Origin of the sequence: Streptomyces sp. Inha503, assembly GCF_047215865.1 — a bacterium.
Lineage (GTDB): Bacteria > Actinomycetota > Actinomycetes > Streptomycetales > Streptomycetaceae > Streptomyces > Streptomyces lycopersici.
The window spans coordinates 10,584,980-10,611,344 of record NZ_CP178360.1 but is presented as its reverse complement, the minus strand read 5'-3'; the positions used below and the strand labels follow the sequence as shown (position 1 = coordinate 10,611,344).

General features: G+C 72.5%; 16 protein-coding genes. 7 read left to right on the top strand and 9 right to left on the bottom strand.

Features of this window, described 5'->3' with window-relative positions; genetic code table 11:
* Positions 1 to 22: 22 nt before the first annotated feature.
* A complete protein-coding gene (locus ACJX2R_RS44460; RefSeq protein ID WP_413104714.1) occupies positions 23 to 7,318 on the bottom strand; it encodes a type I polyketide synthase in 7,296 nt (2,431 codons plus the stop codon).
* 244 nt (positions 7,319 to 7,562) lie between these two features.
* Here ACJX2R_RS44460 and ACJX2R_RS44455 point away from each other — a divergent pair, with 244 nt between their 5' ends.
* The 4 genes from ACJX2R_RS44455 to ACJX2R_RS44440 all read left to right on the top strand — a co-directional run bounded on the left by ACJX2R_RS44455 (position 7,563) and on the right by ACJX2R_RS44440 (position 12,125).
* Positions 7,563 to 8,375 carry an SAM-dependent methyltransferase gene (locus tag ACJX2R_RS44455; protein WP_413104713.1) on the top strand — a complete coding sequence of 271 codons (813 nt, stop codon included), beginning with the start codon at positions 7,563 to 7,565 and terminating at the stop codon, positions 8,373 to 8,375.
* Between the two features lie 727 nt (positions 8,376 to 9,102).
* Positions 9,103 to 9,873 carry an AfsR/SARP family transcriptional regulator gene (locus ACJX2R_RS44450; RefSeq protein WP_262702284.1) on the top strand — a complete coding sequence of 257 codons (771 nt, stop codon included), beginning with the start codon at positions 9,103 to 9,105 and terminating at the stop codon, positions 9,871 to 9,873.
* A 27-nt stretch (positions 9,874 to 9,900) separates the two neighbouring features.
* Positions 9,901 to 10,131 carry a DUF5988 family protein gene (locus tag ACJX2R_RS44445; RefSeq protein ID WP_413104712.1) on the top strand — a complete coding sequence of 77 codons (231 nt, stop codon included), beginning with the start codon at positions 9,901 to 9,903 and terminating at the stop codon, positions 10,129 to 10,131.
* 86 nt (positions 10,132 to 10,217) lie between these two features.
* Positions 10,218 to 12,125: a Xaa-Pro dipeptidyl-peptidase gene (locus tag ACJX2R_RS44440; protein WP_413104711.1), complete on the top strand. Its 1,908-nt coding sequence runs from the start codon at positions 10,218 to 10,220 to the stop codon at positions 12,123 to 12,125.
* A 76-nt stretch (positions 12,126 to 12,201) separates the two neighbouring features.
* On the opposite strand, the gene ACJX2R_RS44435 is transcribed toward ACJX2R_RS44440, so the two are convergent.
* Both ACJX2R_RS44435 and ACJX2R_RS44430 read right to left on the bottom strand, forming a co-directional pair.
* Positions 12,202 to 13,053 (bottom strand): class I SAM-dependent methyltransferase, encoded by an 852-nt coding sequence (locus ACJX2R_RS44435; protein WP_413104710.1) that lies wholly within the window; start codon positions 13,051 to 13,053, stop codon positions 12,202 to 12,204.
* Between the two features lie 349 nt (positions 13,054 to 13,402).
* On the bottom strand, positions 13,403 to 13,540 hold the full coding sequence (locus tag ACJX2R_RS44430) for a hypothetical protein (protein ID WP_413104709.1): 138 nt from the start codon (positions 13,538 to 13,540) through the stop codon (positions 13,403 to 13,405).
* On the opposite strand from ACJX2R_RS44430, the gene ACJX2R_RS44425 reads away from it, so the two are divergent.
* On the top strand, positions 13,539 to 14,564 hold the full coding sequence (locus ACJX2R_RS44425; RefSeq protein WP_413104708.1) for a CapA family protein: 1,026 nt from the start codon (positions 13,539 to 13,541) through the stop codon (positions 14,562 to 14,564). The two genes, ACJX2R_RS44430 and ACJX2R_RS44425, sit on opposite strands and share 2 nt — an antisense overlap.
* Positions 14,565 to 14,585: 21 nt before the next feature.
* Here the strand turns inward: ACJX2R_RS44425 and ACJX2R_RS44420 are convergent, their stop codons facing one another.
* The gene (locus ACJX2R_RS44420; RefSeq protein WP_413104707.1) at positions 14,586 to 17,207 is read right to left on the bottom strand and encodes an ATP-dependent Clp protease ATP-binding subunit; all 2,622 of its coding nucleotides are present in this window, start codon (positions 17,205 to 17,207) and stop codon (positions 14,586 to 14,588) included.
* A gap of 110 nt (positions 17,208 to 17,317) precedes the next feature.
* Entirely contained in the window at positions 17,318 to 18,370 is a 1,053-nt protein-coding gene (locus ACJX2R_RS44415; RefSeq protein WP_413106109.1) for a PP2C family protein-serine/threonine phosphatase, read from the bottom strand.
* Between the two features lie 196 nt (positions 18,371 to 18,566).
* Between ACJX2R_RS44415 and sigJ the strand changes: the two genes are divergently transcribed.
* Both sigJ and ACJX2R_RS44405 read left to right on the top strand, forming a co-directional pair.
* On the top strand, positions 18,567 to 19,439 hold the full coding sequence (sigJ, locus tag ACJX2R_RS44410; protein ID WP_413104706.1) for an RNA polymerase sigma factor SigJ: 873 nt from the start codon (positions 18,567 to 18,569) through the stop codon (positions 19,437 to 19,439).
* 94 nt (positions 19,440 to 19,533) lie between these two features.
* A complete protein-coding gene (locus ACJX2R_RS44405) occupies positions 19,534 to 20,616 on the top strand; it encodes an NAD(P)/FAD-dependent oxidoreductase (protein WP_413104705.1) in 1,083 nt (360 codons plus the stop codon).
* Positions 20,617 to 20,769: 153 nt separating this feature from the next.
* Here ACJX2R_RS44405 and ACJX2R_RS44400 read toward each other — a convergent pair whose 3' ends face one another.
* From ACJX2R_RS44400 to ACJX2R_RS44385, 4 genes are all read right to left on the bottom strand, one after another.
* Complete coding sequence (locus ACJX2R_RS44400; protein ID WP_413104704.1) at positions 20,770 to 22,230, bottom strand: aldehyde dehydrogenase family protein; 1,461 nt, start codon at positions 22,228 to 22,230, stop codon at positions 20,770 to 20,772.
* Between the two features lie 103 nt (positions 22,231 to 22,333).
* Entirely contained in the window at positions 22,334 to 24,055 is a 1,722-nt protein-coding gene (locus ACJX2R_RS44395; RefSeq protein ID WP_413106108.1) for an ABC transporter permease subunit, read from the bottom strand.
* A gap of 86 nt (positions 24,056 to 24,141) precedes the next feature.
* Positions 24,142 to 25,677 (bottom strand): ABC transporter substrate-binding protein, encoded by a 1,536-nt coding sequence (locus ACJX2R_RS44390; protein WP_413104703.1) that lies wholly within the window; start codon positions 25,675 to 25,677, stop codon positions 24,142 to 24,144.
* A 74-nt stretch (positions 25,678 to 25,751) separates the two neighbouring features.
* The gene (locus tag ACJX2R_RS44385; protein ID WP_413104702.1) at positions 25,752 to 26,297 is read right to left on the bottom strand and encodes a GNAT family N-acetyltransferase; all 546 of its coding nucleotides are present in this window, start codon (positions 26,295 to 26,297) and stop codon (positions 25,752 to 25,754) included.
* Positions 26,298 to 26,365 lie beyond the last annotated feature (68 nt).

The following is a 26,365-nucleotide window of genomic DNA, read 5'->3' as shown; positions in this document are numbered from 1 at the left end:
GCGATCGTCGCGCCCGGCACATTCAGGACACACCAAGCTCGTTGTCAATAAACTCAAGGACCTGATCCGCGGAGGCGGACTCCAGCCTTTGGGCCGCGCTCATTTCATCCGTCGGCTGCCGTGGCAATTGCGTGCTCGGAGGGACGATCGCGGTGGGGGTGGCATCCGTACCGTCGGAGGTCAGCCGTCGCACAAGGTGGTGGGCGATGCCTTCCGGGGTCGGATGTCTGAAGATCAGGGCCGCGGGCAGCCGCAGACCCGTGGCGGCCGCGAGGCGATCGCGCAGTTCGACGGCGGTCAGCGACTCGAAACCCAGCTCCTTGAAGCTGGCGTCGGCGTGCACCGCCTCCGCATCGGTGTGCCCCAGCACGGTGGCGGCGTGGTCGCGCACCAGGCCGAGGAGGGTGCGATATCGCTCCACGGCCGACAGCCGTGCCAGCCGGGCGGCCCAGTCGACGGACGAGGCTCCGGCGGCAGCGGCGGCGCGCCGCCGTACGCTTCCGCCACCGGCACTCACGGTCGCCACTCGGCCGGTGTTCAGGGACCGCAGCTGCTCGGCGTCGGCGTGGCGCAGCACCAGCACGTCGATCGTCAGCACCGGGGCGCCCACGGCGTCCGCGACGACGACCCGCAGTTCACGCTCACCCTCGGCCTCGGCCTCGGTGGCCTGCGGACGGGGGGTGAGTCGGACGCGTACGGCGGTGGCCTCGGCCGCCCACAGGGACACTCCGCCGATGGTGAACGGCAGCCACATCCGGCCCTTGTCCTCCTCCCCCTGGGTCCGGGCCATCCGGTCCACCGCGTCCACCGCGTCCATCGCATCCACCGCGTCCATCAGCAGCGTCGGATGCAGCACCGCGTCCAGCAGGGCGGGGTGGATACCGAACCCACCGGGCTCCCCCGCGGCCTTGGGCAGCTCCACATCGGCCAGCAGATCCGCGCCGTCCCGCCACACCGCGCGCAGCCCCTGGAACGCGGCTCCGTAGGCGTATCCGGATGTGGCGATCCGTTCGTAGAACCCGTCGATGTCCACCGGCCGGGCTCCGGGCGGCGGCCAGGTCACGGGCAACTCCCCCGACCGGCTTTCCGGTACGGCGGGGCCGAGGACGCCCATGGCGTGGCACATCCAGTCGGTGTCGCCATCCGTGCGAAGGCCGTCGTCGGGGAGGGAGTAGATCGCGATGTCGCGGCGTCCGTCGTCGGCAGGCGGGCCCACCACCACCTGGACACATCGGCCGCCCGTCGCGGGCATCACCAGGGGCAGCCGCAGCGCGAGCTCCTCCACCGTGCCACAGCCTGCCTCGTCGGCCGCCCGCAGCGCCCACTCCACCAGCGCGGCTCCGGGCACCAGGGCCACGCCCGCCACCACATGGTCGGCGAGCCAGCCGTGCGTCTGCGGGGAGATTCGTCCGGTCAGCACATGGCCACTGCCGTCGGCGAGCCGCACCGCGGCGCCAAGCAGCGGATGGTCTGCGGCCACCAGGCCGAGGGCGCCGGGGTCCCCCGCGCGCCCGCCGGGGGCGTCCAGCCAGTAGCGTCGGCGCTGGAAGGCGTACGTGGGCAGATCGACCGTACGGGGCGTGGGGTCGGCCGGGAAGGCGGCCGACCAGTCCACCTCGGCCCCGGCGACGAACGCCTGCGCGACCGACTTCGTCAACTGGGCCAGGTCCCCGTGGCCCCGCCGAAGGGTCGGCACCGCGGCGGCGCCGATCTCGGCGTGCTCGAAGCCCTCCCGCATCGCCATGGTGAGAACGGGGTGGGTGCTGGCCTCGATGAACACCCGATGCCCAGCCGACAGCAACGCCTCGACCGCGTCGGCGAACCGCACCCGCTCCCGCAGATTCCGCACCCAGTAGTCCGTGTCCAGGGCGGATGCTTCGGCCCGGCCACCGGTCACCGTCGAGTAGAACACCACCTCGGAGGCTCCGGGCGCCTCGACCGGCTCAACTCCCCCGATCAGCCTGGTGAGTTCCTCGGCGATCTCATCGACCTGGGGGCTGTGCGAGGCGTAGTCCACCTCGATCATCCGCGCCCGCTCGCCCGCGTCCTGACACGCGGTCACCACCGTGGCCACCTGCTCCGGCGGCCCGGACACCACAGTGGACTCGGGCCCGTTCACCACCGCCACCACGACCGCGGCGGCCCGGTCGCCGAGCCCGGTCAGCAACTCCTCGGCCCGCTCATCGCCCAGTGCCAGCGAGGCCATGGCCCCGCCCCCGGCGAGTCGGCGCAGGGCCCGGCTGCGCAGCGCCACGACCTTCGCACCGTCCTCCAGGGACAGCGCTCCGGCCACCACTGCCGCCGCGATCTCACCCTGGCTGTGGCCCACCACGGCAGCGGGGCGCACGTACTCGGCCCATACGGCGGCGAGGGACACCATCGCCGCCCAGAGCACCGGCTGCACCACATCCACCCGGCTCAGCTCGGCGGCGCCTTCGGCTCCCCGCAACACATCGGTGAGCGACCAGTCGACGTGGGGCGCGAGCGCTCGTTCGCACTCGGCCACGCGGGCGGCGAACACCGGTGAGGCGTCCAGCAGTCCGGCGCCCATCCCGGCCCACTGCGAGCCCTGCCCGGGGAACACCAGCACCGGGCCCGCGTCCACTGCCGCGCCGGAGCGAGTGGCACCCGGGCCCACCACACCCGGATGCGTCTCGTCGGCCGCCAACGCCGCGAGGGCGGCGGTGAGTTCGTCGCCGTTCCCGCCGACCACCACCGCGCGATGGTCGAACGCCGTCCGGGTGGTGATCAGTGACCAGCCCACGTCCCGGGGCGACGGTGTGTCGTCGGCGGCCATGAGGGCGGCCAACTCCCGGGCCTGCCCCCGGAGGGCTTCGGCACCGCGGGCGGACAGCACCCAGGGCACCGGCCGGTCATCCTCGTCCGCTCGCGGACAGCTGGGGACGGATTCGGGCTCGGGGGCCTGCTCCACGATCAGATGTGCGTTGGTGCCACTGATGCCGAAGGAGGACACCCCGGCCCGGCGGGGGTGTCCGCCGCGCGGCCACTCCACCGGCTCGGTCAGCAGCCGCACCGCGCCGCCGTCCCAGTTGACGTGGGGGCTGGGCGCGTCGATGTGCAAGGTGGCGGGCAGCAGTCCGTACCGCATGGCCATCACCATCTTGATGACGCCCGCCACGCCGGCCGCGGCCTGGGTGTGGCCGATGTTGGACTTCAGCGAGCCCAGCCACAGGGGCCGCCCTTCCGGCCGCCGCTGCCCGTAGGTGGCGAGCAGGGCCTGCGCCTCGATCGGGTCCCCCAGGGTGGTCCCGGTGCCATGCGCCTCGACGGCGTCCACCTCGGACGGGGACAGCCGGGCGTCGACGAGGGCCTGACGGATCACCCGCTGCTGGGAGGGGCCGTTGGGCGCGGTCAGGCCGTTGGACGCGCCGTCCTGGTTGACGGCCGAGCCCCGGATCACCGCGAGCACCCGGTGGCCGTTCCGCCGGGCGTCGGACAGCCGCTCCAGGAGCAGCAGGCCGACGCCCTCGCCCCATCCGGTGCCGTCGGCGGCGGCCGCGAAGGGCTTGCACCGCCCGTTCGGGGCCAGGCCGCGCTGGCGGGAGAAACCGGTGAACATGCCGGGTGCGGCCATCACCGTCACCCCTCCGGCCAGGGCCAGCGCGCACTCGCCCTGCCGCAGTGCCCGCACCGCGAGATGGATGGCCACGAGCGACGACGAACACGCCGTGTCCACCGACACCGCGGGCCCCTCCAGGCCGAAGGTGAACGCCACCCGGCCGGACACCACGCTCGGGGTGCCGCCGGTGAGCAGATGGCCGTCGAGCCCCTTGGGCGCCTCGTGCAGCCGGGGGCCGTAGTCCTGGGGCGTCACTCCGACGAACACCCCGGTGGCGCTGGACCGGAGGGCGGTGGAGCGGATGCCCGCCCGTTCGAAGGTCTGCCACGCGGTTTCCAGCAGCAGCCGCTGCTGTGGGTCGGTGGCCAGCGCCTCCCGGGGGCTGATCCCGAAGAACTCCGCGTCGAATTCCGGTGCGTCGTAGAGGAAGCCGCCCTCATGGGCGTAGCTGGTGCCGGGGCGGTCCTGGTCGGGGTCGAAGAGTCCGGCCAGGTCCCAGCCGCGGTCCCGGGGGAACTCCCCGATCGCGTCTACGCCCTCGGCCACCAGCCGCCACAGCGCCTCGGGCGAGTCGACGCCGCCGGGGAAGCGGCAGCCCATGGCCACCACCGCGATCGGCTCGTCGGCGTCGCGCGGTGCGGATGTCGTTTGCGCCGATGGTCCGGTGGCGGGGCTGGTGTGAGCCCGCAGATGGCCGGCGACGGCCAGGGGCGTGGGGTGGTCGAAGGTGAGCGTGGCGGTCAGGGGCAGCCCGGTGGCGGCGCCGAGCCGCTCGCTCAGCTCGGTCGCCGCGAGCGAGTCGAAGCCCAGCTCCTTGAAGGTCAGGCCGGGATCGATGGCGTCCGGCTCGGAGTGTCCGAGGACGAGGGCCACTTGGGTCCGTACGACCTCCAGCGGGTCCAGGTCCGGCCCCGTGCCGCCGGGCTCGGCCGTCTCTCCTGCGGGCGCCGCCCGGTGCGGGGCGGCCTCCGGCCCGGTGGTGTGAGTGCCCGGCGCGGTGGTTCCGGGTGTGGCGCCGGGCCAGTAGCGGTCCCGCTGGAAGGCGTACGTCGGCAGGGGGACCCGCTGCCGGGGGTGCCCGCCGCAGGCCCGGTCCCAGGCCACTTCGGCGCCGCGGACGTACGCCTGGGCCATGGCGGCGGCGAAGGTGCGCGCCTCGGGGCGGTCGCGGCGCAGCGCCGCCACGGCGGCCGGGCGCGGCCGCCCGGGGGCCGGTCCTGGCCGCGCGGCGAGGCATTCGCGGGTCATGGCGGTGAGAGGGGCGTCCGGCCCGAGTTCGAGGAAGGTGGTGACACCGGCGTCCAGGAGGGTGTGCACACCGTCCATGAAGCGCACCGCGTGGCGGGCGTGCCGGGCCCAGTAGTCCGGTGCGGCGAGCTCCGAGGCGGTGGCGAGCCGTCCCGTCACATTGGAGACGAGAGGGATGGCCGGTGCGGAGAAGGTCAGTCCGGAGGCGACGGCGCGCAGTTCGTCGAGCATGGAGTCCATGTGCGGCGAGTGGAAGGCGTGGCTGACCTTCAGCAGCCGGGCCTTGCGGCCACGCTCGCGCCATGCGGCGGCGGTCGTGTGGACGGCGTCGTGGTCGCCCGAAATCACCACGGAGGATGGGCCGTTGACGGCGGCGAGGCCCAGTCGGTCCTCCCACCCGGCGAGCAGTCCGGCGGCCTCGTCCGGGTCGGCCTGGAGCGCGGCCATGGCACCCGTCGCCGTGATCGACTGCATCAACCGGCCGCGGGCGGCCACCAGGGCGCAGGCGTCGGGCAGGGTGAGCACACCGGCCACATGGGCCGCGGAGATCTCGCCGACCGAGTGGCCCATCAGATGGCCGGGGGTGAGCCCCCAGGATTCGGCCAGCCGGTAGAGGGCCACCTCGATGGCGAACAGCGCGGGCTGGGTGTACGAGGTGCGGTCGAGCAACCCCGCTCGCGGGGACGGGGGTTGGGCGAACATCACCTCGCGCAACGGCTCTGCCAACTGCCCGTCCAGACAGTCGCACACCTCGTCCAGCGCCGTCGCGAAGACCGGATGGGCGGCGTACAGTTCACGGCCCATGGCCGCTCGCTGGCTGCCCTGGCCGCTGAAGAGGACGGCGAGACCGCCCTCCGTGGTGCTGCCTCGCACCACTCCGGCGGCCTCCGTGCCGTCGGCCAGCGCGTCCAGCCCGCCCAGTAGCTCGTCGGCGCCCGCCCCGAGGATCACGGCGCGGTGGCCGAAGGCGGTCCGGGTGGTGGCCAGAGAGTGTCCGATGTCGGCCGGGGAGAGGCCGTCATGGTCCGCCAGATGGTCCCGCAGCCGCCCGGCCTGGGCGCGCAGCGCCGCGGGGGTCTTCGCGGAGATCGGCCAGCCCACCACGGGAGGCAAAAGGCCGTCGCCTGCGGGCACCGGCGCCGACGCGGGTGCTTCGCCGAGGACGAGATGGCAGTTGGTGCCGCCCATGCCGAAGGAGCTGACCCCGGCGAGCAGCGGCCGGTCCGGACGGGGCCACTCGCCGAGCCGGTCCTGCACCCGCAGTCCGAGTTCGGCCAGCGGGATCCGCGGGTTCGGGGTGGTGAAGTGGAGGCTGGGCGGCAGCAGTCGGTGGGTGATGCCGAGGGCGGTCTTGAGCAGTCCGACGATGCCCGCGGCGCCTTCGAGGTGACCCACGTTGGTCTTGGCGGAGCCGACGAGCAGTGGTGTGCCGTCCGTCCGTACGGTCCCGAGCGCGGCGCCGAGCGCCGCCGCCTCGACGGGGTCACCGACGGGGGTTCCGGTGCCGTGCAGCTCGACGTACTGGACCTCGTCGGGTGCGGCTCCGGCCCGTCGGTGGGCGGTGCGCACCACGTCCGCCTGGGCCGCCGGGCTGGGGGCCGTCAACCCGTCGGTGGCGCCGTCGTTGTTGACGGCGCTCGCGTGGATGACGCAGTACACCGGATCGCCGTCGCGTACCGCCGCGGCGAGTGGCTTGAGGAGGACCGCCGCACCGCCCTCGCCACGCACGAAGCCGTTGGCGCGGGCGTCGAAGGTGTGGCAGCGCCCGTCCGGGGAGAGCCCGCCGAACTGGGCGGCGGCCGCCGCCATGCTGTCCTCGGTGAGGATGAGGTTGACGCCTCCGGCCAGGGCCAGGGCGCACTCCTGGCGGCGCAGGCTCTCGCAGGCGGTGTGCACGGCCACCAGCGAGGAGGACTGTGCGGTGTCCACGGTGAGGCTGGGGCCGCGCAGACCGTAGCCGTGGGAGACCCGGTTGGCGATGATGCTGCGGTGGACACCGGTCATGGCGTGCCGGGTGGCCGCGGTGTCGTCCCGGCGCAGGAGGGCGGCGTACTCGTCCCAGATGGCGCCGACGAACACACCGGTCGGGCTGTCCTTCAGCGTTCCGGGCCGGATTCCCGCGTCCTCGAACGCCTCCCAGGCGAGTTCGAGCATCAGCCGCTGCTGCGGGTCCATGGCCGTCGCCTCGCGGGGCGAGATGCCGAAGAAGGAGGCGTCGAAGGTGTCGACGCGGTCCAGGAAGCCGCCGTACCAGGTCGGCGCCGGCCGGTCGGAACCGTCGCCGAGGGGACCGTCGGAGGCGGCGCCATCCGTGGCGGAGGCGCCGGTTCGGCGGCGGTCGTCCGGCATGGCGGTGATGGCGTCCCCGCCCTGCCGCAGCAGTCGCCAGAAGGCCGACGGGCTGGGTGCGTGCGGCAGGCGGCAGGCCATTCCCACCACGGCGATGGGCTCAGCGTGCTGAGGTGTGCGGATGGGCTCGTCGCTATCCATCGCACCCCATACGGCGCTCGGAGAACGGCTGCGTGTTCGTGGTCATGGGCGGCACTCCCGCTCCGGATTGATGATCGGTGCGAGCACGTGGCCCATCGTGGGGCGCGGTTCTAAAGCAAGACCAAATGGGTCACGGCCGGTGACTTTAGAGACGCGTTACCGGAACCCCGGACGATCGCTTGAGCGGGTGAGCCTTTATGTGCCCTGGGCCGACCCGATCTTTCGAGCACACAGGAGGAGTGCCATGACCTCTCCCTCGGCCGTGCCCCCGGGCGGCACGGTGTCGGACTACTACAGCTCGCTGGGCCCGCTTCTCCAGATGGCGTGGGACGACAACTTCCACTTCGGCTACTGGGACGGCCCGTCCGATACCCGTTCGGTGCGAGAGGCCACCGATCGCTTCACGGATCTGCTGATCGAACGGCTGCGGGTGGGGCCTGGAGACCGGGTGCTGGATGTCGGCTGTGGTATCGGGAAACCCGCGATGCGGCTGGCGTCCGCCACCGGCGCCAATGTCCTGGGCGTCACGATCAGCGAGCTCCAGGTCAAACAGGCGACCGAATCCGCCCGGCTGGCCGAGCTGTCCGACCGGGTGGCATTCCAATACGCCGACGCCATGGCGATGCCTTTCGACGACGCGGCTTTCGACGCCGTACTCGCATTCGAATCGATCAATCACATGGACCGGCCGACGGCGCTGCGGGAGATGGCCCGTGTGCTGCGGCCGGGAGGCCGGGTGGTGCTCACGGATGTCACCCCGCCGAGCGACGGCAGTTATCAGCCGGACGACGATCCCGCCGTGGTCACCTCGCTGACCCGGCTGGAGGACTGGCCCGGTCTGGTCGGTGACGCCGGGCTGGTGCTCGATGAGCTGACCGATGTCACCGAGAACACCAAGGACACCGCCAACCGCATGATCGACGGCATCCTGCGCTGTCGCCGGGAGTTCGAGGCGCGCCACGGGGTCAGCGTGCAGGAGGTGCTGGACGCCGCCAAGTCGGCGCTGCCCACCGTGCCCAGCGCCGGCTGTGCCATCGTGGTGGCCCACAAGCCCTGAATCGGCGGGAAACCTGACGGTTATTCGAGAATCCTTCATGGGTCCCGCGCAGACGGAATTCTCCGCTCCTCATCAAAGCGCCGCCAAGGGGCCCATGATCTCGCAAGATGCGCTTGTCCCGGTCGATGCGATCCGCGTATTCTCTTTCGCGGACTGCAACACCTCAAGTGCGGGATATCCGGACTCCGATCTTCCGGACCGTATTGCGAATACCCGCTCCGCACCGTCGAGGACGCCGCCTCGAGGGCGCGTATATCCGGATTCTAGGTGAGGTGGGTAGTCATAGGACTCGCTTACGATGTGGGGCACCTGCCGAAGGCGTCGATCTCGTCCATCCTCTGATTCCTCGGCAGGCCCGCGATTAAAGAGGGGTGAGTAATGGCAGTCGCGAACGGCGTGCGTCAGTGGATCCGGCGGCACCGCCCGTCCCCGTCCAGTGCGGCGCGGTCGGACCACTTTCCACACGCAAGCGGCTCGGCAAGCGCCCACTTCCCATCCCCTTCGGGGTCGCCGGACTCCGGGGACGTGACAATTCCAGCGCGCCACCCGGACGGCAGGGGTCGACGATCCGCATGGACCGCCAGAGCCCGACCCGCACACGCGTTCGCCTCCGGAAGCAGACCGCCCTCGAAATCGAGAGAACATACAGACAACCCCGCGGGCAATTCCGGCAAAGGCGCCGACTGTCCCATGACCGCACTCGTCGGCGACTCGGATGGGGCACATCGTGCGATATGAGATCATGGGACCTCTCCGCGTAGTGGAAGAGGAGAGGAAATTAACTATCAGGGCGCGGAAGATCGAGGTCCTGTTGACCGTACTCCTCGTCCGCGCCGATCAGGTGGTCCCGATCGACCAGCTCATCACGGAGATCTGGGGAGAGGATCCGCCGCGCAGGGCGATCGCCGGGCTTCATGTGTATGTCTCCCAGATCCGTAAGTTCCTGCGCCGGCCCGATCGGAACGAAAGCCCCGTTATCACCCGCCCGCCGGGATATGTCCTGCGGCTGGGCCACGACCGCCTCGACTTCCACTGCTTCGAGCGGCTGGTGTGCGAGGGCCGGGACCATCTGCGGGAGCGGCGTTACCAGCAGGCGACGGCGACTTTCGAAAGCGCGCTCGATCTCTGGCGCGATCCATTGCTGGACGACGTATGCCATGGGCCGATCCTCGAAGGCTTTCAGACCTGGCTGAAGGAAGCCCGGCTGGAATGCATCGAGATGCTGACGGATTCCCGGCTCATGCTCGGCCGTCATCGCGAGCTGGTGAGCGATCTGTATCAGCTGACCACCGAGCATCCCTTACGGGAGGCGCTGCACCGTCAGCTGATGCTGGCGCTCTACCGCTGTGGCCGCCGGGCGGACGCCTTGCATGTGTATCAAGCGGCGCGCAAGACGCTCAATGAGGAACTCGGGCTCGAACCGTGCCGGGCCCTGCAAGACATGCAGCAGGCCATCCTCACCTCGGATGACCGACTGGAACTGCATGTTCCCGTTTGAGGAGGACCGCGTAAGGAGGTGGAGACATTGAGCGAACACATCGGTTATCTGTCCGAGGGCAGTCCGATCGAGGTCGTCCTCGAAGGCGGACCGGACGATCTGCCCCGGGCATTCCGGACCGGGCGGTCGACGCTCACCGGCAAGAAGCTCAAAATCCAGCACCGCAATGGATACGAGCACTTCGAACTCGTCAACGATTCCGCTGACATCACCACAGCGGTCTTCCGCTGGACCATGCGTACGAAAATCGCCGAGTAGCCTCCATGGCTCCGGAACCCCGGGATCGCCGACCGGCCACCGCCGGCCGGCGGTCCCGGGGCGGGGGCCGTGGCCAGGAGGTCCGTATGCGCACTTCACGATGGAGCGGGGTCGTGATCGCCGCGCTCACCATGTCGACAGCCCTTGCCACACTGCCCGCCGGGCCCGCGTCGGCCCGGACATCCGCCAGACCCGCCACCAAGGTGGTGGACGGCCGTACTCAGCCGGTGTTCTCCTACGCGGACGCCGTACGTGAGCATCTGATGGTCCAAACGCCGGTCGACAGTGACGGCGATGGCCACAAGGACCGGGTCGCGGTGGACATCATCCGGCCCAAGGAGACCCAGCAGGGTCTCGAGGTGCCGGTCATCATGTCGTCCAGCCCGTACAACGACACCGTGGGCCGTGGCTTCGAGTCGGAGCGCAAGGCCTACGACGCCCAGGGCAACCCGGTCAAGTTCCCTCTCTTCTACGACAATTACTTCGTACCGCGCGGCTACGCCGTGGTCGATGTCGATGTGACCGGCACCGGCAGATCGGACGGGTGTCTGACGGTCGGCGGCGCCGCCGATGTGGCGGCCGCCAAGGCCACCATCGACTGGCTGGGCGGCCGTGCCACCGCGTACGCGGCCGACGGCAGCGAGGTGAAGGCCTCCTGGTCCACCGGCAAAGTGGGCATGATCGGCCACTCGTACGAGGGCATGCTGGCCAACGCGGTGGCGGGCACCGGGGTGGAGGGGCTGGAGACCATCGTCCCGATCTCCGGGGTCAGCTCCTGGTACGAGTTCGCCCGCACCAACGGCGCCAAGCACTGGAACGGTTTCGCCTCGTATCTGACCACCGCGCTGGACACCGACCCTCCCCAGAAGTGCCAGGCGGTGCGCGAGCGGTTGCAGGCCGGTGAGGACGACGCCACCGGCAACTACAACGCCCACTGGAATGAGCGCGATTACATCGCACGGCCCGCGCCCGAGGCGGACAAGGTGCGCGCGAGCGTACTCGCCGCGCATGACATCAGCGACTACAACATCCGGATCGACCAGCTCACGAACTGGTGGGGTGCGCTGGCCGAGCGCGGGGTGCCGCGCAAGCTGTGGCTGGGCCGCTACGGCCACACCGATCCATTCGACTGGCCCGGTCGGCGTGCGCAGTGGGTCGACACCGTGCACCGGTGGTTCGACCACTGGCTGTACGGCGTCCGGAACGGAATCATGGACGAGCCCCGCGTCGATCTCCAGACCGGCCCGGACACCTGGACCACCCAGGCCGACTGGCCCGCGGGCACCTCCTCGGTGCCCCTCCACCCCGGGCCCGACGGCTCACTGGCGCTGAGCCCCGCGAGCGGCACCGGATCCTTCATCGACACCAAGCTGAGCGAGGCGGATCTCACCGCCGACCCGTCGGCGAACCACCCCGGCCGGCTGGCCTTCCGTACCCCGCCGCTGCGTACCGGGGTACGGCTGTCCGGCACACCCACCGCCGATCTGCGGGTCACACTCGACAAACCGACGTCGAACCTCACCGCGCTGCTCGTGGACTACGGCGAGGACGAACGGATCGACTGGAACCGCAACGAGCCCCAGAACCGGATCCACGACGGTCTGCGGGGGCTGGACGAGGAGTCCTGCCACGGGGAGAGCACCGCCCAGGACGACGGCTGCTACCAGCGGACCGCCAATGTGACGGCGCGCAAATCCTCCGAGGTGATCGCCCGGGGCTGGATGGACGCCCAGAACCGCCACTCGCTCACCACCCCCGAGCCACTCACCCCCGGCCGGTCCTACCGGATCACCTGGAAGACCCTGCCGGGCGACTACGAGATCAAGCCGGGCCATCGGCTGGGACTCGTCCTCGGCGGCACCGACGCCGACTTCCTCTACTTCGAGGACCCGACCGGGGCGAAGGTGACGGTGGACCTGGGTGGCAGCCGGGTCACCGTACCGGTGACCGCCACCGAAGGGCTCCGCAACTCCCTTCGCCAACAGGCGCGTTGACGACAGCCCGGGCCGCCGCCACCGGCGGTCCGGGCTCAGTCCCACAGCCGGGCACCCGGCCCGGCGTCCACGCGCCTCACCCCTGCCTCCAGGCGTGGATCACATGGGCGCCGAGGTCCGCGTACCCCCCGGCCATGCGGTGGCCGCTCTCGTACCGGGCCGTGAGGTCGCGGTAGCGGATGTCCTCCCTCGCGGACAAGCCCAGCCGACGCAGTGCGTCCGCGAGCTCGTCCGGCGTGAAGAAGCTGAGGAAGGGCTCACCGGCCTCGGCGGCCCACGCCGCGCGCGCCTCGTGCACGGCACGTTGCTCCGGTGGCAGCGCGCCCGGCGGCTCACCGTAGTCGAAGACCACGCCCGAGCCGCCCGGCAGGGCCGCGATGAAGCCGAGCGTGTCCAGTACGGCGGTGTACGTCAGGTACGGCACCACCCCGAGCCAGAAGAAGAACGCCGGGCGGGCCGGGTCGAAGCCCGCCGCCGTCAGCCCGTCGGCCAGGCTCTGCCGCTCGAAGTCCACCGGCGCGAAGGTCAGTGACGGCGGTACGGGGATCCCCGCGGCGGCCAACCGGTCGCGTTTCCACTCCTGGGTGGCGGGATGGTCCACCTCGAACACCCGCAGGCCCTCCGCCTCGTACGGATTGCGGCAGCCGAAGGTGTCCAGCCCGGCACCGAGTGCCACCGCCTGCCGTACCCCGCGTGCCACGGCTGCCGCGACGGCGTCCTCGGCGAACCGCGCACGGGCGGCCACGGACAGCCGCACATCCTCGCGCTCGGGGTGGAAGGCCGCCTCGAGGACGGGGTCGTCCGCGTCGGCGGCGAGGATGCGGAGCGCCAGCGGGTCGTGGAACACCCGGCCGGACTCCAGCTCCTGGTGAGCCGCGCGGAACGCGGCCGCGCCGCGGGCGGTGATGCTGGGCCGGCCGATCTGCATGGAACGTCCTCCCCCGAGGTCCCACCGCGGATTCCGCGAGCGACACCTCCATGGTGTCAGCTCCGCGCCCCGCACACACCGCTGACGGCCCTTGTTCACAGGGGAGTTACGCGATGAACGGCCGTCCGGGACCGCCCCGGCGGCGCCGCGCGGCGGGCGCGCATTGTCCCATCGATGGGCTCCGGAGAGGGGTTGACCGGGCCCATCGGGTGCAACCTGTCGGCCGAACCGGTGAAGCTCCCCACCACTCCGCAAGCCCCTCTGTTGTCGTGCAATAAATATGACAATCCGACAATCAGAACAAAAGGGTCCGGCATGGCCGGACCAGTGCGGAGTGCACCGTGTCCCATCACCCACGCCATCGGACGGCGCTCCTGGCCGTCGCCCTGCTCGGCGCCGCCACCGCGTGCGGCAGCGGGACATCGGCCGCCCCGAAGGCCGAGGCGAAGCCCTCGAAGACCTCGGCGGTGGCCAGGAGCGGGTCCATGAAGAACTTCACCCTCGTGGCCACCGGCGATCTGCTGGTACACGCCTCGGTCATCCGGCAGGCGAAGGCGGACTCGGGCGGTGAGAGCTATGACTTCCGGCGCATGATCCGGGCGGCCGCACCCATCGTCGCCCAGGCCGACCTGGCCATCTGCCATATGGAGACCGTCTACGGGGCCACCCAGGGGCCGTTCACCGGCTATCCGACCTTCAAGACGCCTCCGCAGCTCGCCTCGGCCGTGAAGGACATCGGCTACGACTCCTGCTCCACCGCCTCCAACCACACCCTCGACGCCGGTCCCGAGGGGGTGGTCCGCACCCTCGACGCCATGGACAAGGCCGGGCTCAAGCACGCCGGATCGGCCCGCTCCGCCTCGGAGAGCGTCCGTCCCACGATCATGGAGGCCGGTAGCGCCAAGGTGGCCCATCTCGCCTACGCCTACGGCACCAACGGCATCCCGGTCCCCAAGGGCAAACCGTGGCTGGTCAACCTCATCGATCCGGCGCGGATCATCAAGGACGCGCGGGCCGCGCGGCGCGCCGGGGCCGATGTGGTCGTCGTCAGCGTGCACTGGGGCACCGAGTGGCAGCAGGCGCCGGACAAGCTCCAGCTCTCGCTCGCCAAGAAGCTCACCGCCGCCAAGGACGGCGGCCGCCGCGACATCGACCTGATCATCGGCACCCATGCCCATATCCCCCAGGCCTACGAGAAGGTCAACGGCACCTGGGTGGTCTACGGCATGGGCGACCAGATCGCGGGGGTCATGCCCGACAAGCGGGGCCAGATGGGCTCGGCGGCGCGCTTCACCTTCACCCCGCCCTCCGCCCCGGGCAGGGCGTGGCAGGTGAAGAAGGCGGAGTACATCCCGCATGCCGTGGACAACGACCCGATCACCCTGGTGAACCTCCCCCGGGCCCTGGAGAAGAGCCCCGGCAACCCGGGTTACACCAGTGCGCTCAGCACCATCCAGGAGGCGGTGCTCAGCCGGGGCGGCAAGAAGGACGGCCTGTCCATGGGGCGTTGACCGGGCTCGCGCCGGGTGGGGCTACGGCTCCGGCCGCTCCGCCCCGCCCGGCTGCTCCGTATGACCCGGCGGACCGGGCTGCCCCGTCCGCTCGTCGGCCTCCTGTGTGTGGAAGGTCAGCCGGTCGTCGTGCACATCGACCCGGACCTGGCTGTGCGCGGGCAGCTCGCCACCGAGCAGCATCCGGGAGAGCGGATTGTCGACCTCGCGCTGGATGGTGCGGCGCAGCGGCCGGGCGCCGTACTCCGGCTGGTGTCCATGCTTGGCCAGCCAGTCGACGGCGGCCAGGGTGAATTCCACGCCGACGTCCTGGGCGTGCAGCCGGCGCCGGGTCTCCTCAAGCAGCACATCGGCGATCTGCCGCAACTGGTCGTCGGCGAGCCGGCGGAAGATGATGATCTCGTCGATGCGGTTGAGGAACTCCGGCCGGAAGTGCTCCCGCAGCGGGCGCAGCACCCGCTCCCGGCGCGCCGCGTCGTCGGCCTCCTCGCCACCGCCGCCGAAGCCCAGGGGGCCACCGCGGCCGGTGATGGCCTCCGAGCCGAGGTTGCTGGTCATCACGATGACGGTGTTCTTGAAGTCGATGGTGCGGCCCTGGGCGTCGGTCAGCCTGCCGTCGTCGAGCACCTGGAGCAGGATGTTGAAGACATCGGGGTGGGCCTTCTCCACCTCGTCCATGAGCAGCAGCGAATAGGGCTGGCGGCGCACCGCCTCGGTGAGCTGTCCGGCCTCCTCGTGCCCGACGTATCCGGGTGGCGCGCCGACCAGCCGGCTGACGGTGTGCTTCTCCTGGTACTCGCTCATATCGAGGCGGACCATGCGGTCCTCGCTACCGAAGAGCGCTTCGGCCAGTGCGCGGGCGAGTTCGGTCTTGCCGACGCCGGTGGGGCCGAGGAAGAGGAAGCTGCCGCTGGGGCGGTTGGGGTCGGCGAGTCCGGCGCGGGCGCGCAGGACCGCGTCGGCCACGGCGGACACGGCCTCCTCCTGCCCGACCACCCGACGGTGGAGGTGCTCCTCCAGGCTCAGCAGCCGTTCGCGCTCCTCCTGGGTGAGGCTGGAGACGGGGATGCCGGTCTGCCGGGAGACGATCTCGGCGATGTCCTCGACGGTGACCTCGGCGACGCGCCCGCCGTGGTACTGCGTTCCGGACGCCTGCGCGATCCGGTTGTTCAGCTCGGCGATCCGGTCCCGCAGGGAGGTGGCGCGTTCATAGCCCTCGGAGGCGACGGCCTGGTCCTTGTCCCGGGTGAGCTGCTCGACCTCCCGTTCCAGGGCGCGCAGATCGGTGCCGCGGGCGCTGGAGCGCAGCCGTACCCGGGCCCCCGCCTGGTCCATGAGGTCAATGGCCTTGTCGGGCAGGAAACGGTCGGTCAGATAGCGGTCGGAGAGCTCGACGGCGGCGAGCAGCGCCTCGTCGGTGTAGCGGACCTGGTGATGGGCCTCGTAGCGGTCACGGAGGCCGTGCAGGATGGCGACGGCGTCCGCGGGGGTGGGCTCGGGGACCATGATGGGCTGGAAGCGGCGGGCGAGCGCGGCGTCCTTCTCGATGTACTGGCGGTACTCCCGGAGCGTGGTCGCGCCCATCACATGCAGTTCGCCGCGGGCCAGCGCGGGCTTGAGGAGGTTGCTGGCGTCCATCTGGCCGCCCTCGGAGCCACCGCCGCCGGCGCCGACCACCGTATGCAGCTCATCGATGAAGATGATCAATTCGTCGGAGTTGGTGCGGATTTCGTCGACGATGCTGGTGACGCGCTGCTCGAAGTCGCCGCGGAAGCGGGTGCCGGCCACGACGCTCGCGATGTCGAGCTGGACGACCCGGCGGCCGAGCAGGATGTCCGGCACATCGGCGTCGGTGATCCGCTGGGCGAGCCCTTCGACGACGGCCGTCTTGCCGACTCCGGCCTCGCCGATGAGGACGGGGTTGTTCTTGCCGCGCCGGGCGAGCACCTCGATGCTCTGCTCGATCTCCTCGTCGCGGCCGATCACCGGGTCGATCCGCCCCTCGCGGGCCAGTTCGGTCAGGTCGCGGCCGAACCGGTCGAGGTTCGGGGTCTTCCGCTGGTCCATGACGGGCCTCTGGTCTGCCGTGGGGGCGCTCGGGGTGAGGCCGCCGGTCGGCGGGCCGGGGGCGCGGGGTTCGAAGCGGGCGGCGCCCAGGATCTGCCCGGCGGTGGACTCGCGGTTGGCGGCGAGCGCGATCAGTACGTGTTCGGGGCCGATGTACGAGGAGCCGCGCGAGCGGGCTATCTCATGGGCGTCGAGCAACGCACGTTTGACGGCCGGGGTGACGGCGACCGAGTTGCGCGGCGGCCCGCCCCCCGCCTCCCGGTCGATCTGCGCGGCGATCCGGTCGGGGTCGGCTCCGGCACGCGAGACCATGGTGCGGGTGGGCTCGGCGGAGAGCGCCGCCCGCAGCAGATGTTCGGTGTCGAGGTCGGTGCTGCCGTGTTCGGCGGCGTAGGAGGCGGCGGCCGAGACGAGATGGCGCGCGTTCTCGCTCATCAGCCGGCCGAAGTCGACATGGCGTGAATCGGGCCGCTGCCCGGCCGGCCCGGTCCCGAGGAAGCGTGCGAGGAAGTCGCCGAGTGGATCCGGCCCGAAGTCCTCGGGGCCCTGATTCGGGCCCTCGTTCCCGCTGCCCATATGACCAGTTTACGAGCGATCGAGACCGATGTCCGTTCCTGGGCGGTTCCGCGAACGGGCACCGCGGCCCGGCTGTGGCTTCCGGGTGGCGCCCGGCGCCACCGGCCGCGTCAGTGCTCCACCCGGTGGCGTTCGAGGACGACCAGGGCGGCGTCATCGCCCTGGTGGCCGCCCGTGTGGCTGAGCAGATCGCGGCGCAGACGGTCGATGAGGTACTGGGGGCCGCCGCCGTCCGCTCCGGGGAGCCGCTCGGCGAGCGGGAAGAAGGTGCCCTCGCTGTTCCGCGCCTCGATGACCCCGTCGGTGTAGAGCAGCAACTGATCGCCCTCGTCGAACGGGAAGTCCTCGGTGTGGTAGTTGCCGGCCGCCAGGTGGCCGAGGCCCAGCGGCAGTGCGGGCGCTTGGCCCTCCAGGGCCGTGACCCCGGAGTCGCACAGCAGGAGCGGCGGCGGGTGCCCGCAGTTGACGAGGCGGACCACCGGCCGGTCGTCGGGGATCTCCAGCACGGCGGCGGTGACGAACGACTCCCCCGCCCCGGGCGCCTTGTCGCGGGGTTCGGTCCGCTCCGCGGACAGCGCGGTGTCCAGGTGGGACGCCAGATCGGTCAGCGGTACGGGCCAGTGGGCGATCGCGCGGAAGGCGCCGAGCACCAGGGAGGCGTCCGCGACGGCGGTCAGCCCGCTGCCCCGGACATCGCCGATGATCAGGCGGGTGGCGTTCGAGGTGCGTGCCGCCGCGTACAGATCGCCGCCGATCTCCGCCCCCGGCTCGGCCGCGAGGTAGACCGAGGCGATCAGCAGCGGGCCGACCCTGACGGGGAGCGGGCGCAGCAATACCCGCTGCGCCACGTCGGCCACCGCCCGCACCCGGTTCAGCTCGCGCATATGCCGGTCGAGGACCGCGCGGAACAGCACGATCATCGCCGAGACCAGGACCAGGGTGATCACCTCGGCCAGCCGGCCGGGCTGGCCGAGGAACCCCTCCGACGCGTTGGCCGCGACTTGTGCGACGACGGCCAGCAGCCCGACGCACGCGGTGAGCAGGGGCCCGGCGAACGAGGCGGTCATGGCGGGGGCCGCGATCAGCAGCGGGCTGAGCCGGACGTTTGCCGGGGACAGCACATCGCCGAGCGTGATCAGCCCGATGGCGAGCAGGGGGATCACGACCAAGAAGCGGGTCCGCCACCTCGGCCGGCGCGGATCCGAGAGACCTTGCCGCGTGTGCACATCTACTGCTTACGCCTGCCGTGGCCCCCGCGCCAACCCGCCGGCCCGGGGCACGACCGCGCTCCCGGGGGCGGTTGTCACACTTCCGGCCGCTGTCTCGTCCTCCTTCTCAGGCCGAGGAGAGGATCGGGACATGGCAGAGCTGACCGCATTCGAAGAGCAGCGCGACCGGCTGTGGGCCGTCGCGTATCGCATCACCGGCTCGGTCGCCGACGCCGATGACGCGGTGCAGGAGACCTGGCTGCGCTGGCAGGCGCTGTCCGCGGACGAGGTGGCCGACCCCCGCGCGTATCTGACCACCGTCATCAGCCGCATCTGCTACGACCTGCTGGGTTCGGCGCGGGTGCGGCGCGAGCGCTACGTCGGCCCGTGGCTGCCCGAGCCGGTGGTGGCGGCCGGCGGTCCGGAGGACCGGGTGACGCTGGACGAGTCGGTGGGTCTCGCGCTGCTCACCGTGCTGGAGCGGCTGACTCCGGCGGAGCGGACCGCCTTCATCCTGCACGATGTCTTCTCGGTGCCGTTTCCCGAGATCGCCGAGGTGGTGGGCCGGAGCCCGGAGTCCGTACGGCAGCTGGCCTCCCGCGCGCGCAAGCGGGTCCGGGCGGAGGCGCCACGGCGCTCGGTGGACCGCGAGGAGCACCGGCGGGCCGTGGACGCGTTCCTCCAAGCGGTCATGGGCGGCGACATGGACGGGCTGCTGGAGATCCTGGATCCGGAGGTCGTCTGGCGTTCGGACGGCGGCGGCAAGGTGGCGGCGGCCCGGCTCCCGGTGCTGGGGAACGAGAAGGTGGCCCGCTTCGCCCATCGGCTGGCCCGGGGATTCGACCCGGCCACGATGCTGGTGCACCACCGCGACGTCAACGGCGCCCCGGGCCTGGTCATCGTCGACAGCGCGAGCGGGCAGGCCGTGGTCTTCGCGTTCTCCGTACACCAGGGTGTGATCACCGAGATCGACGCGATCGCCAACCCCGACAAGCTCAGCCACCTCGACCTGCCGAACCTGTGACCGGCATCACGGTCACACCTCGGGCCGCCATGTCGTCCTCATCGTGAACACCGACCGGCAAGCGTGAACACCGACCGGCAAGGAGGCCGCCCACATGGAGAAGCAGCAGGTCCTAGTGCTCGGCGCGGGCTATGCGGGGCTGATGGCCGCCCTGCGGCTGGCCCCGCACACCCGTGTCACCCTGGTCGATCCGAGCCCCGCCTTCACCGAGCGCGTGCGGCTGCACGAGCGGGCCGTCGGACGGCCCGACATCACACATCCGCTCGACGCGCTGACCCGGCGGGCCGGGATCGTCCACGTGGCCGCCCGCGCCACCGAAATCGATCCGGCCGCCCGGCGGATCACCACCGACGACGGCCGCCGGCTCCCGTACGACCGGCTGGTGTACGCGCTCGGCAGCCGCACCGCCGACCCCGGTGAGCGCGCCTACACCCCGGAGACGGCGGCCGAGCTGCACAAGCGGCTGCTGGACGGCCCGGGTGAGCTGACGGTGGTCGGCGGGGGACTCACCGGCATCGAGCTCGCGGCCGAGATCGCCGAGTCCCACGACGCCTGGAGGGTCCGGCTGGTCACGGGCGAGGAGGTCGGCGCGGGGCTGTCGGCGAAGGGCCGCGCCCATGTCCGTACGACGCTCACCGGGCTCGGTGTCCGGATCGAGGAGGGCCGCCGGGTGGCCCGCCCGGAGGACATCGACGCCGACGCGGTGGTCTGGGCCACCGCGATGACCGCGAACACCGCGCCGGCCGAGGCCGCCGGGATCGCCCTCGACCCGGGCGGCCGCGTCCGCGTCGACGCCACGCTGCGCTCGGTGTCCCATCCGGAGATCTACGCGGTGGGCGACGCGGCGGCCATGACCGCCCCGGCCGCCGGTGCCCTGCGCATGGCCTGCGCCACCGCGATCCCGTCCGGTTCACACGCCGCCTCCTCGATCATCGCCGAGACGCGGGGGCGGGAGCCCAAGCCGTTGCGCTTCCGCTACGTGGCGCAGTGCGTGAGCCTGGGCCGCCGGGACGGGCTGATCCAGCTGGTGCGGGCGGACGACTCCCCGCGCGAGACGGTGCTGCGCGGTGGCGCGGCCGCGCGCGCCAAGGAGCAGGTGGTGCGGACCACGGTGAGGGCGCTGCGGCTGGCGGCGCGCCGCCCCGGGGCCGTGCCCCTCATTCCCGGGGTCGGCTGAGGGGCCCGGGGACCCGGGGTCGGCTGAGGGGCCCGAGGAGCGGCCCGAGCCAGGCGCCCGCGCTACGGGGTGTCCGGCGGGCCACGCGGCGGAGCCGCACGCTTCCCCCTGCCCGCCCCTTCCCGTTACCGGGGGCTTTGCCCCCGGACCCCCTTAGAACGGGTAGCGCGCGTGCTGGGTGGCGAGGGTGATCCACCGGGTGTCGCTGAACGCCTCGATGCCCCACCGGCCGCCGAACCGCCCGTATCCCGAGTGCTTGACGCCACCGAACGGGGCCTGGGGCTCGTCCGCCACCGACTGGTCGTTGACGTGCACGATGCCGGTCCGGACACGGCGGGCGACCTTGAGCCCATGGGTCCCGTTCTCGGTGATGATGCCGCAGGTCAGGCCATGGTCGGTGGCGTTGGCCAGGGCCACGGCCCGATCGTCGTCGGTGAAGGTGTCCACCACACAGACCGGTCCGAAGGCCTCGGCGTGGTGGATGTCCATGTCCGGGGTGACATCGCTGAGCACCGTCGCCGGGTGGACCGCGCCGTCCGGTTCGCCACCGCCGGTCAGCACCGTGGCGCCCTTGTCCACCGCGTCCTTCACCAGGGCCGCCACCCGGCGCGCCGAGTCGGCCGTGATCAGCGGTCCGACCACGGTGGCCGGTACGGCGGGGTCGCCGCACGGCAGGGCGGCCACCTTGGCGGTGAACTTCGCGGTGAACTCCTCGGCGAGGCTCTCATGGACGAGTATCCGGTCGCCCGACATGCAGATCTGCCCGGAGTTCATGAACACGCCGAAGGTGGCGGCGTTCACCGCGTGTTCCACATCGGCGTCGTCCAGGACGATGATGGCGTTCTTGCCACCCAGCTCCAGCACGGCAGGCTTCAGGTGCCGCGCGGCGAGTGAGCCGATGGTCCTCCCGACTCCCGTGGAGCCGGTGAAGTTGACGATCCGTACGCGGGGGTCGGCGATGAGCGCCTCGGCCACCTCGGCCGCGTCCTCACGGGCGTTGGTGACCACGTTGAGCACCCCGTCGGGCAGCCCGGCGTCGCGCAGCACATCGGCGATGAAGAGCCCGCAGGCGAGCGGGGCGTCCTCGCTGGGCTTCATCACTACCGTATTGCCCGCCGCCAGGGGCGCCGCGACGGCGCGGACACCGAGGATGACCGGCGCGTTCCAGGGGGCGAAGGCCGCGACGACACCGGCCGGTTCGCGGACGGCGAGACCGAGCGCGCCCGCCTCCTGGGCGCTGAGCACCTCACCGCGCGGGGCGGTGATCGCGGCAGCGGCCTCGCGGAGGATGTTCGCGGCCAGGCCCACGTTGAAGTGCGCCCAGGGCGCGGTGCCCCCGGTCTCCTGGGCCATGATCTCGGCGGCCCGCGCGGCGCGCGACTCCAGCAGGTCCGCCGCGGTCAGGAAGATCGTACGGCGCTCGAACGGCGCCAGCTCCGCCCAGGCCGGGAAGGCGGCGTCGGCGGCGGCCACCGCACGCGCCACGTCCTCGGCCCCGGCGCCCGCGACGGTGGCGAACACCTCCCCGGTGTAGGGGTTGAGGTCGTCGGCGGTGCGCCCCGAGACGGCCGGGGTGTCCTTGCCATCTATCAACAGATCACGGTGGAGGGTCATATCGGATGTCCTTTGTGGTCCCTCGCCCCAAGGGCTTGTTCGCGCAGTGAACTTCGGTTCACTCCGTGCGGACCGTCAGTCTCCGACGCACCCCGGGCAGTCGTCAATGCGGAGGGCGCCGACGGCGCCACCGCACCCCGCCGGACGCCGTCACCGCCAGGAGGCCCAGCAGGGCCAGCGCGGCGGCGGGGGCGAGCACCGCCCACGGGGCGCGTTCGGCGTAGGGGTGGTTCTCGGCCAGCAGCCGGCCCCACTCCGGGGACGGCGGCTGGGCGCCCAGGCCGAGGAAGCCCAGCGCGGCCAGGGCGAGCGCCACGGCCGGCAGACGCAGCAACGCGTGGCGGACGACCGGGGGCAGGACCGCGGGCAGGACGTGGCGGCGCAGCAGATGGCGGCGGGAGGCGCCCAGCGCGCGGGTGGCGGCGAGATGCGTGGCGGCGCGCTGCTGCCGCAGCAGGGCGGAGGTGTGCGTGGCCAGCGGGGCCCAGGCGACGGCGGCCACGGCGAGCGCGGGGGTGTACGGGCCGCGGCCCGCCGCCCCGGCGACCAGCAGCCCGGCGAGCACGGGCGGCACCGCGTTCACCGTCTCGGCGAGTCCGCCGGACAGCCGGGGCACCAGCCCGAGCACCACGCCCGCCACCAGCGCGGCGGCGCTCACCGCCACCGCGAGCGCGAGCGTGGACAGCGCTCCGTGTCCCACCCGGGCCAGCAGATCGCGGCCCAGCGCGTCGGTGCCGAACGGATGCGCCCAGGACGGGGCGGTGAGCCGGGCGGCGGTGTCCACCACCAGCGGGTCCCGGAGGGCACCGAGCGCCACGACGGCGAGCAGAAGCCCGCCGTGGAGCAGCGGAATGGCGCGCGCGGACGGGACGGTCGGCCGGTCGAGCGAGGGCAGCGCCCCGTCGCGCAGCGCGGGCCCGAGCGACAGCCGGGCCGCGAGCCGGGCGAGACCTCCGGCGACGGCCGCGAGCAGGATCAGCACGAGGGCACACGCCTGGAGCATCGGCAGGTCCTGGGCGATGGCCGCCTGGAGGGAGAGCCGGCCGAGCCCGGGGATGTCGAAGACCTGCTCGACGGCGACCGCGCCTCCGGTCAGCCCGACCACGAACAGCCCGATGTTCGGCAGCACTCCTGGCACGGCACGCCGCAGCGCCTGGCGGGCGATCCGCCGGGCGGGCAGCCCGCGCGCGGCGGCGGCCCGCGCCCAGGGTTCGGCGAACGCGCCGGGCAGCGCGTCGTCCAGGACCCGGCCCAGCAGGGCGCCCGCGGGCAGGCCGAGGGCGAGCGAGGGCAGCACCATCCACCGCGGCCCGTACCAGCCGACCGCGGGCAGCCAGCCGAGCCGCACCCCGACCACGGCGGCCAGCACGGACGCCAGCAGGAACTCCGGCAGCGCGGCGAGCAGCGCGCCACCGCTCCCCGCACCGGCCCCGCGCCGGGCGGCCCGCCGCCGCGGCCCGAGCCACAGCGTGCGCCCGCACACCGCGCCCGCGGTGGCCGCCGCGACCACCAGCGCCCCGCCCATGAGCAGCAGCGACACGCCTAGCGCCGCGGCCACCGAGGGGGCCACGGCCGTCCCCGAGATCCAGGACGCGCCCGCGTCGCCGTGGGGCAGCCCGGCGAGCCACCGGCCGAGCAGCCGCAACGGCCCATCGTCGAGGCCGAGTTGGGAGCGCAGGGAGTCCAGGAGCTCGGGGCTGGGGTCGCGGTCGGCCGCGCGCGCCTTGAGGACGGTGCGGGCGGGGTCGGTACGGGACAGCCAGGGCAGCAGACCGATGCCGCACAGCAACGCCCCCGCGAGCGTGACGCGCCAGAGCGCGACCAGCCCGGTGGACCGTGCGGTGCTCGGCCCCGTCGGTCCAGTGCTCGGCGGTACCGCGTCCCGCCCGGTGGACCGCGTCCGTGCGCCGCTCAACGCCGCGTACCGGTGCCGACGAGCGTGCGCTCGTACGGATCGAGGATCACACCGCGCACCGAGGCGCCGACGCCGTGGAGGATCCGCTGATGGACCAGCGGGACGACCCCGTCCGTGCGCAGGACGGCCGTCTGCGCGGCCAGGGCGGCACGGTGGCGCGCGGCGCCGTCGGCGCGGGAGCCCGCCTCCGCGACCGCGCGGTCCACGGCCTTGTCGCACAGCCGCGCCAGGTTGTAGCCGCCGTCGCAGGTGAAGTCGTCGGCGAGATAGGACACCGGGTCGCCGGTGTCGAGCATGGTGTTGCGTGCGGCCACCACGGCGTCGAACTTCCCGGCCAGGGCGTCGCTTTCGAGCCGGGAGTACTCCCGCACCTCCAGCTTCACACCGAACCCGGCCCTGCTCAGCCGCTGTTGCAGCACCTGCGCGACCTCGGGCAGCTCGGGCCGGTTGTCGTAAGTGGCCAGGGTGATCGAGGTGTTCCGGACCCGCGTGGCGGCGGCGCGGCCGGACGGCCGGGGGCGCTCGCCCGCGGCCCAGGTGAGGGCCGGGCCGAACAGCCCGCGGCCGGTGTCGGCATGGCCCTCGTACACGTCCTCGGCGAGGGCGGAGGCGTCGACGGCCTCGCGGGCGGCGGCACGGACGGCGGGGTCGGCGAAGGGGCCGGAGCGGGTGTTGAGGAAGAGGGCGGTGGTACGGGCGGTGGGCACCTCGCGGAGAGTGGCCTTGTCGAGGGTGGCCGCCTGGGAGACCGGGACCGCCTCGGCCATGTCCACCTCGCCACCGCGCAGCGCGTTGGTGCGCGCCGTGCCATCGGCGATGAAGCGGACGTCGAGGCCGGAGGCGTGGGCCAGGCCGCCCCAGTAGTCGTCGAAGCGGTGAAGGGTGGCGCGGGTGGTGCCGGTGGCCTTGGCCAGGGTGAACGGACCGGTGGCGGTGCCGGCCGGATCGACCGCCGCGGTCCCGCCCACCGCCTTCCCTTGCCTCGTACCGCCCTTCGTGCGGTACGCCTTGGGCGAGAGGACGGCCAGGCTCGGGCTGGACAGCCGCAGCGGCAGGGCGGAGTCCGCGGTCGCGGTGGTGACCCGGACCCGCCGCTCCCCCACCGCCTCCGCGGTGAGCGCGACTCCGGTGAGCGCGGCGGGCGGCGGATCGGCGCGGGTGGCATGGGTGAGTGCGCCCGCCACCGCCGCCGGGGTGACCTCGGTGCCGTCCTGGAACCGCGCCTCGCGCAGGGTGAACACCCAGCCCCGGCCGCTCTCCCGGGTCCAGGACTCGGCGAGGGCGGGCACCGCGCCGCCGTTGCCGTCCAGCCGGGTCAGCCCCTCGGTGACGCCGAGCCTGCTGAGCAGGGTGGCGTCGGCGCCGTACGGGGAGAAGCGCTCGGCGGGCGGGAAGGCCATCGCGACCCGGAGGCGGCCGCCGCCCGCCTCGGCCCCGGCGTCGTACGGCGAGCCGTCGCGGGCCGCGAAACACCCGGCGAGCAGCGGGAGGAGCGGCAGCGCGGCGGCCCAGCGGCGGCGGGCAGAGTGCATGGGCGTGGTTCTCCAAGGGGCTGCGCGGGGACGGCCGAACACAAAACGCTAGATGATAATCATTTCCATAAGGCTCAGGGTGCCCCGGGGGTCATGGGCACCTCGAAGTGGACGATGCCCTGACCGCCCCCGGGCGCCTCCCGCTCATCGCAGACGACCTTCGCCAGGGAGCGCCAGAACGGTTCGGCGCCCGGCACCGCCGGATCGGTGTGCAGATAGACCGCGCGATAGCCGCCGTCCGCCGCGGCGAAGTCGAGCAGTGCGCGCACCAGCCGCCGGGCCAGCCCGTGGCGCCGGTGCTCGGGGCGCACATAGACCCGGCGCAGCTGGGCCGTCTCGCCCGGCGGATAACGCGCGGCCAGCCATGGGGGGTTGGGCGGATGGGCCGGGCCCCGGGAGTCGAGCGCGGCGGTCGCCACGACCGCCCCGTCGCCATCGTCCACCGCGACCAGCAGGGTGTGGCGCGCGCCGTTCAGATACGCGGCGGCGGGGTCGATGATGTCGGCGTGCCAGCGCGGCACATAGCCGGTTCCGAAGTCGCGGTAGACGGTGTCGAGCATCACGCCACGGGCGGCGTCGAGGTCGTCGGGGGTCGCGATCCTGATGCGGTAGCTGGGCACCTGCGCATCGTACGCAATAAGCCCGTCCGCCGATCGTACTGGCAGACTGGACGCCAAGGGGAGGAGGG

What these genes read in the sequence shown, in the direction of transcription:
- ACJX2R_RS44405 (WP_413104705.1), top strand. Translation starts at nt 19,534, where the DNA reads ATGGAGAAGCAGCAGGTCCTAGTGCTCGGCGCGGGCTATGCGGGGCTG.
- ACJX2R_RS44390 (WP_413104703.1), bottom strand. Translation starts at nt 25,677, where the DNA reads ATGCACTCTGCCCGCCGCCGCTGGGCCGCCGCGCTGCCGCTCCTCCCG.
- ACJX2R_RS44430 (WP_413104709.1), bottom strand. Translation starts at nt 13,540, where the DNA reads ATGGACCCGCTCCTGGCCACCGCCGAGGTCTTCGAGGGCTTCGCCTCG.
- ACJX2R_RS44420 (WP_413104707.1), bottom strand. Translation starts at nt 17,207, where the DNA reads ATGGGCAGCGGGAACGAGGGCCCGAATCAGGGCCCCGAGGACTTCGGG.
- sigJ (WP_413104706.1), top strand. Translation starts at nt 18,567, where the DNA reads ATGGCAGAGCTGACCGCATTCGAAGAGCAGCGCGACCGGCTGTGGGCC.
- ACJX2R_RS44440 (WP_413104711.1), top strand. Translation starts at nt 10,218, where the DNA reads ATGCGCACTTCACGATGGAGCGGGGTCGTGATCGCCGCGCTCACCATG.
- ACJX2R_RS44435 (WP_413104710.1), bottom strand. Translation starts at nt 13,053, where the DNA reads ATGCAGATCGGCCGGCCCAGCATCACCGCCCGCGGCGCGGCCGCGTTC.
- ACJX2R_RS44455 (WP_413104713.1), top strand. Translation starts at nt 7,563, where the DNA reads ATGACCTCTCCCTCGGCCGTGCCCCCGGGCGGCACGGTGTCGGACTAC.
- ACJX2R_RS44400 (WP_413104704.1), bottom strand. Translation starts at nt 22,230, where the DNA reads ATGACCCTCCACCGTGATCTGTTGATAGATGGCAAGGACACCCCGGCC.
- ACJX2R_RS44425 (WP_413104708.1), top strand. Translation starts at nt 13,539, where the DNA reads ATGAAGAACTTCACCCTCGTGGCCACCGGCGATCTGCTGGTACACGCC.
- ACJX2R_RS44460 (WP_413104714.1), bottom strand. Translation starts at nt 7,318, where the DNA reads ATGGATAGCGACGAGCCCATCCGCACACCTCAGCACGCTGAGCCCATC.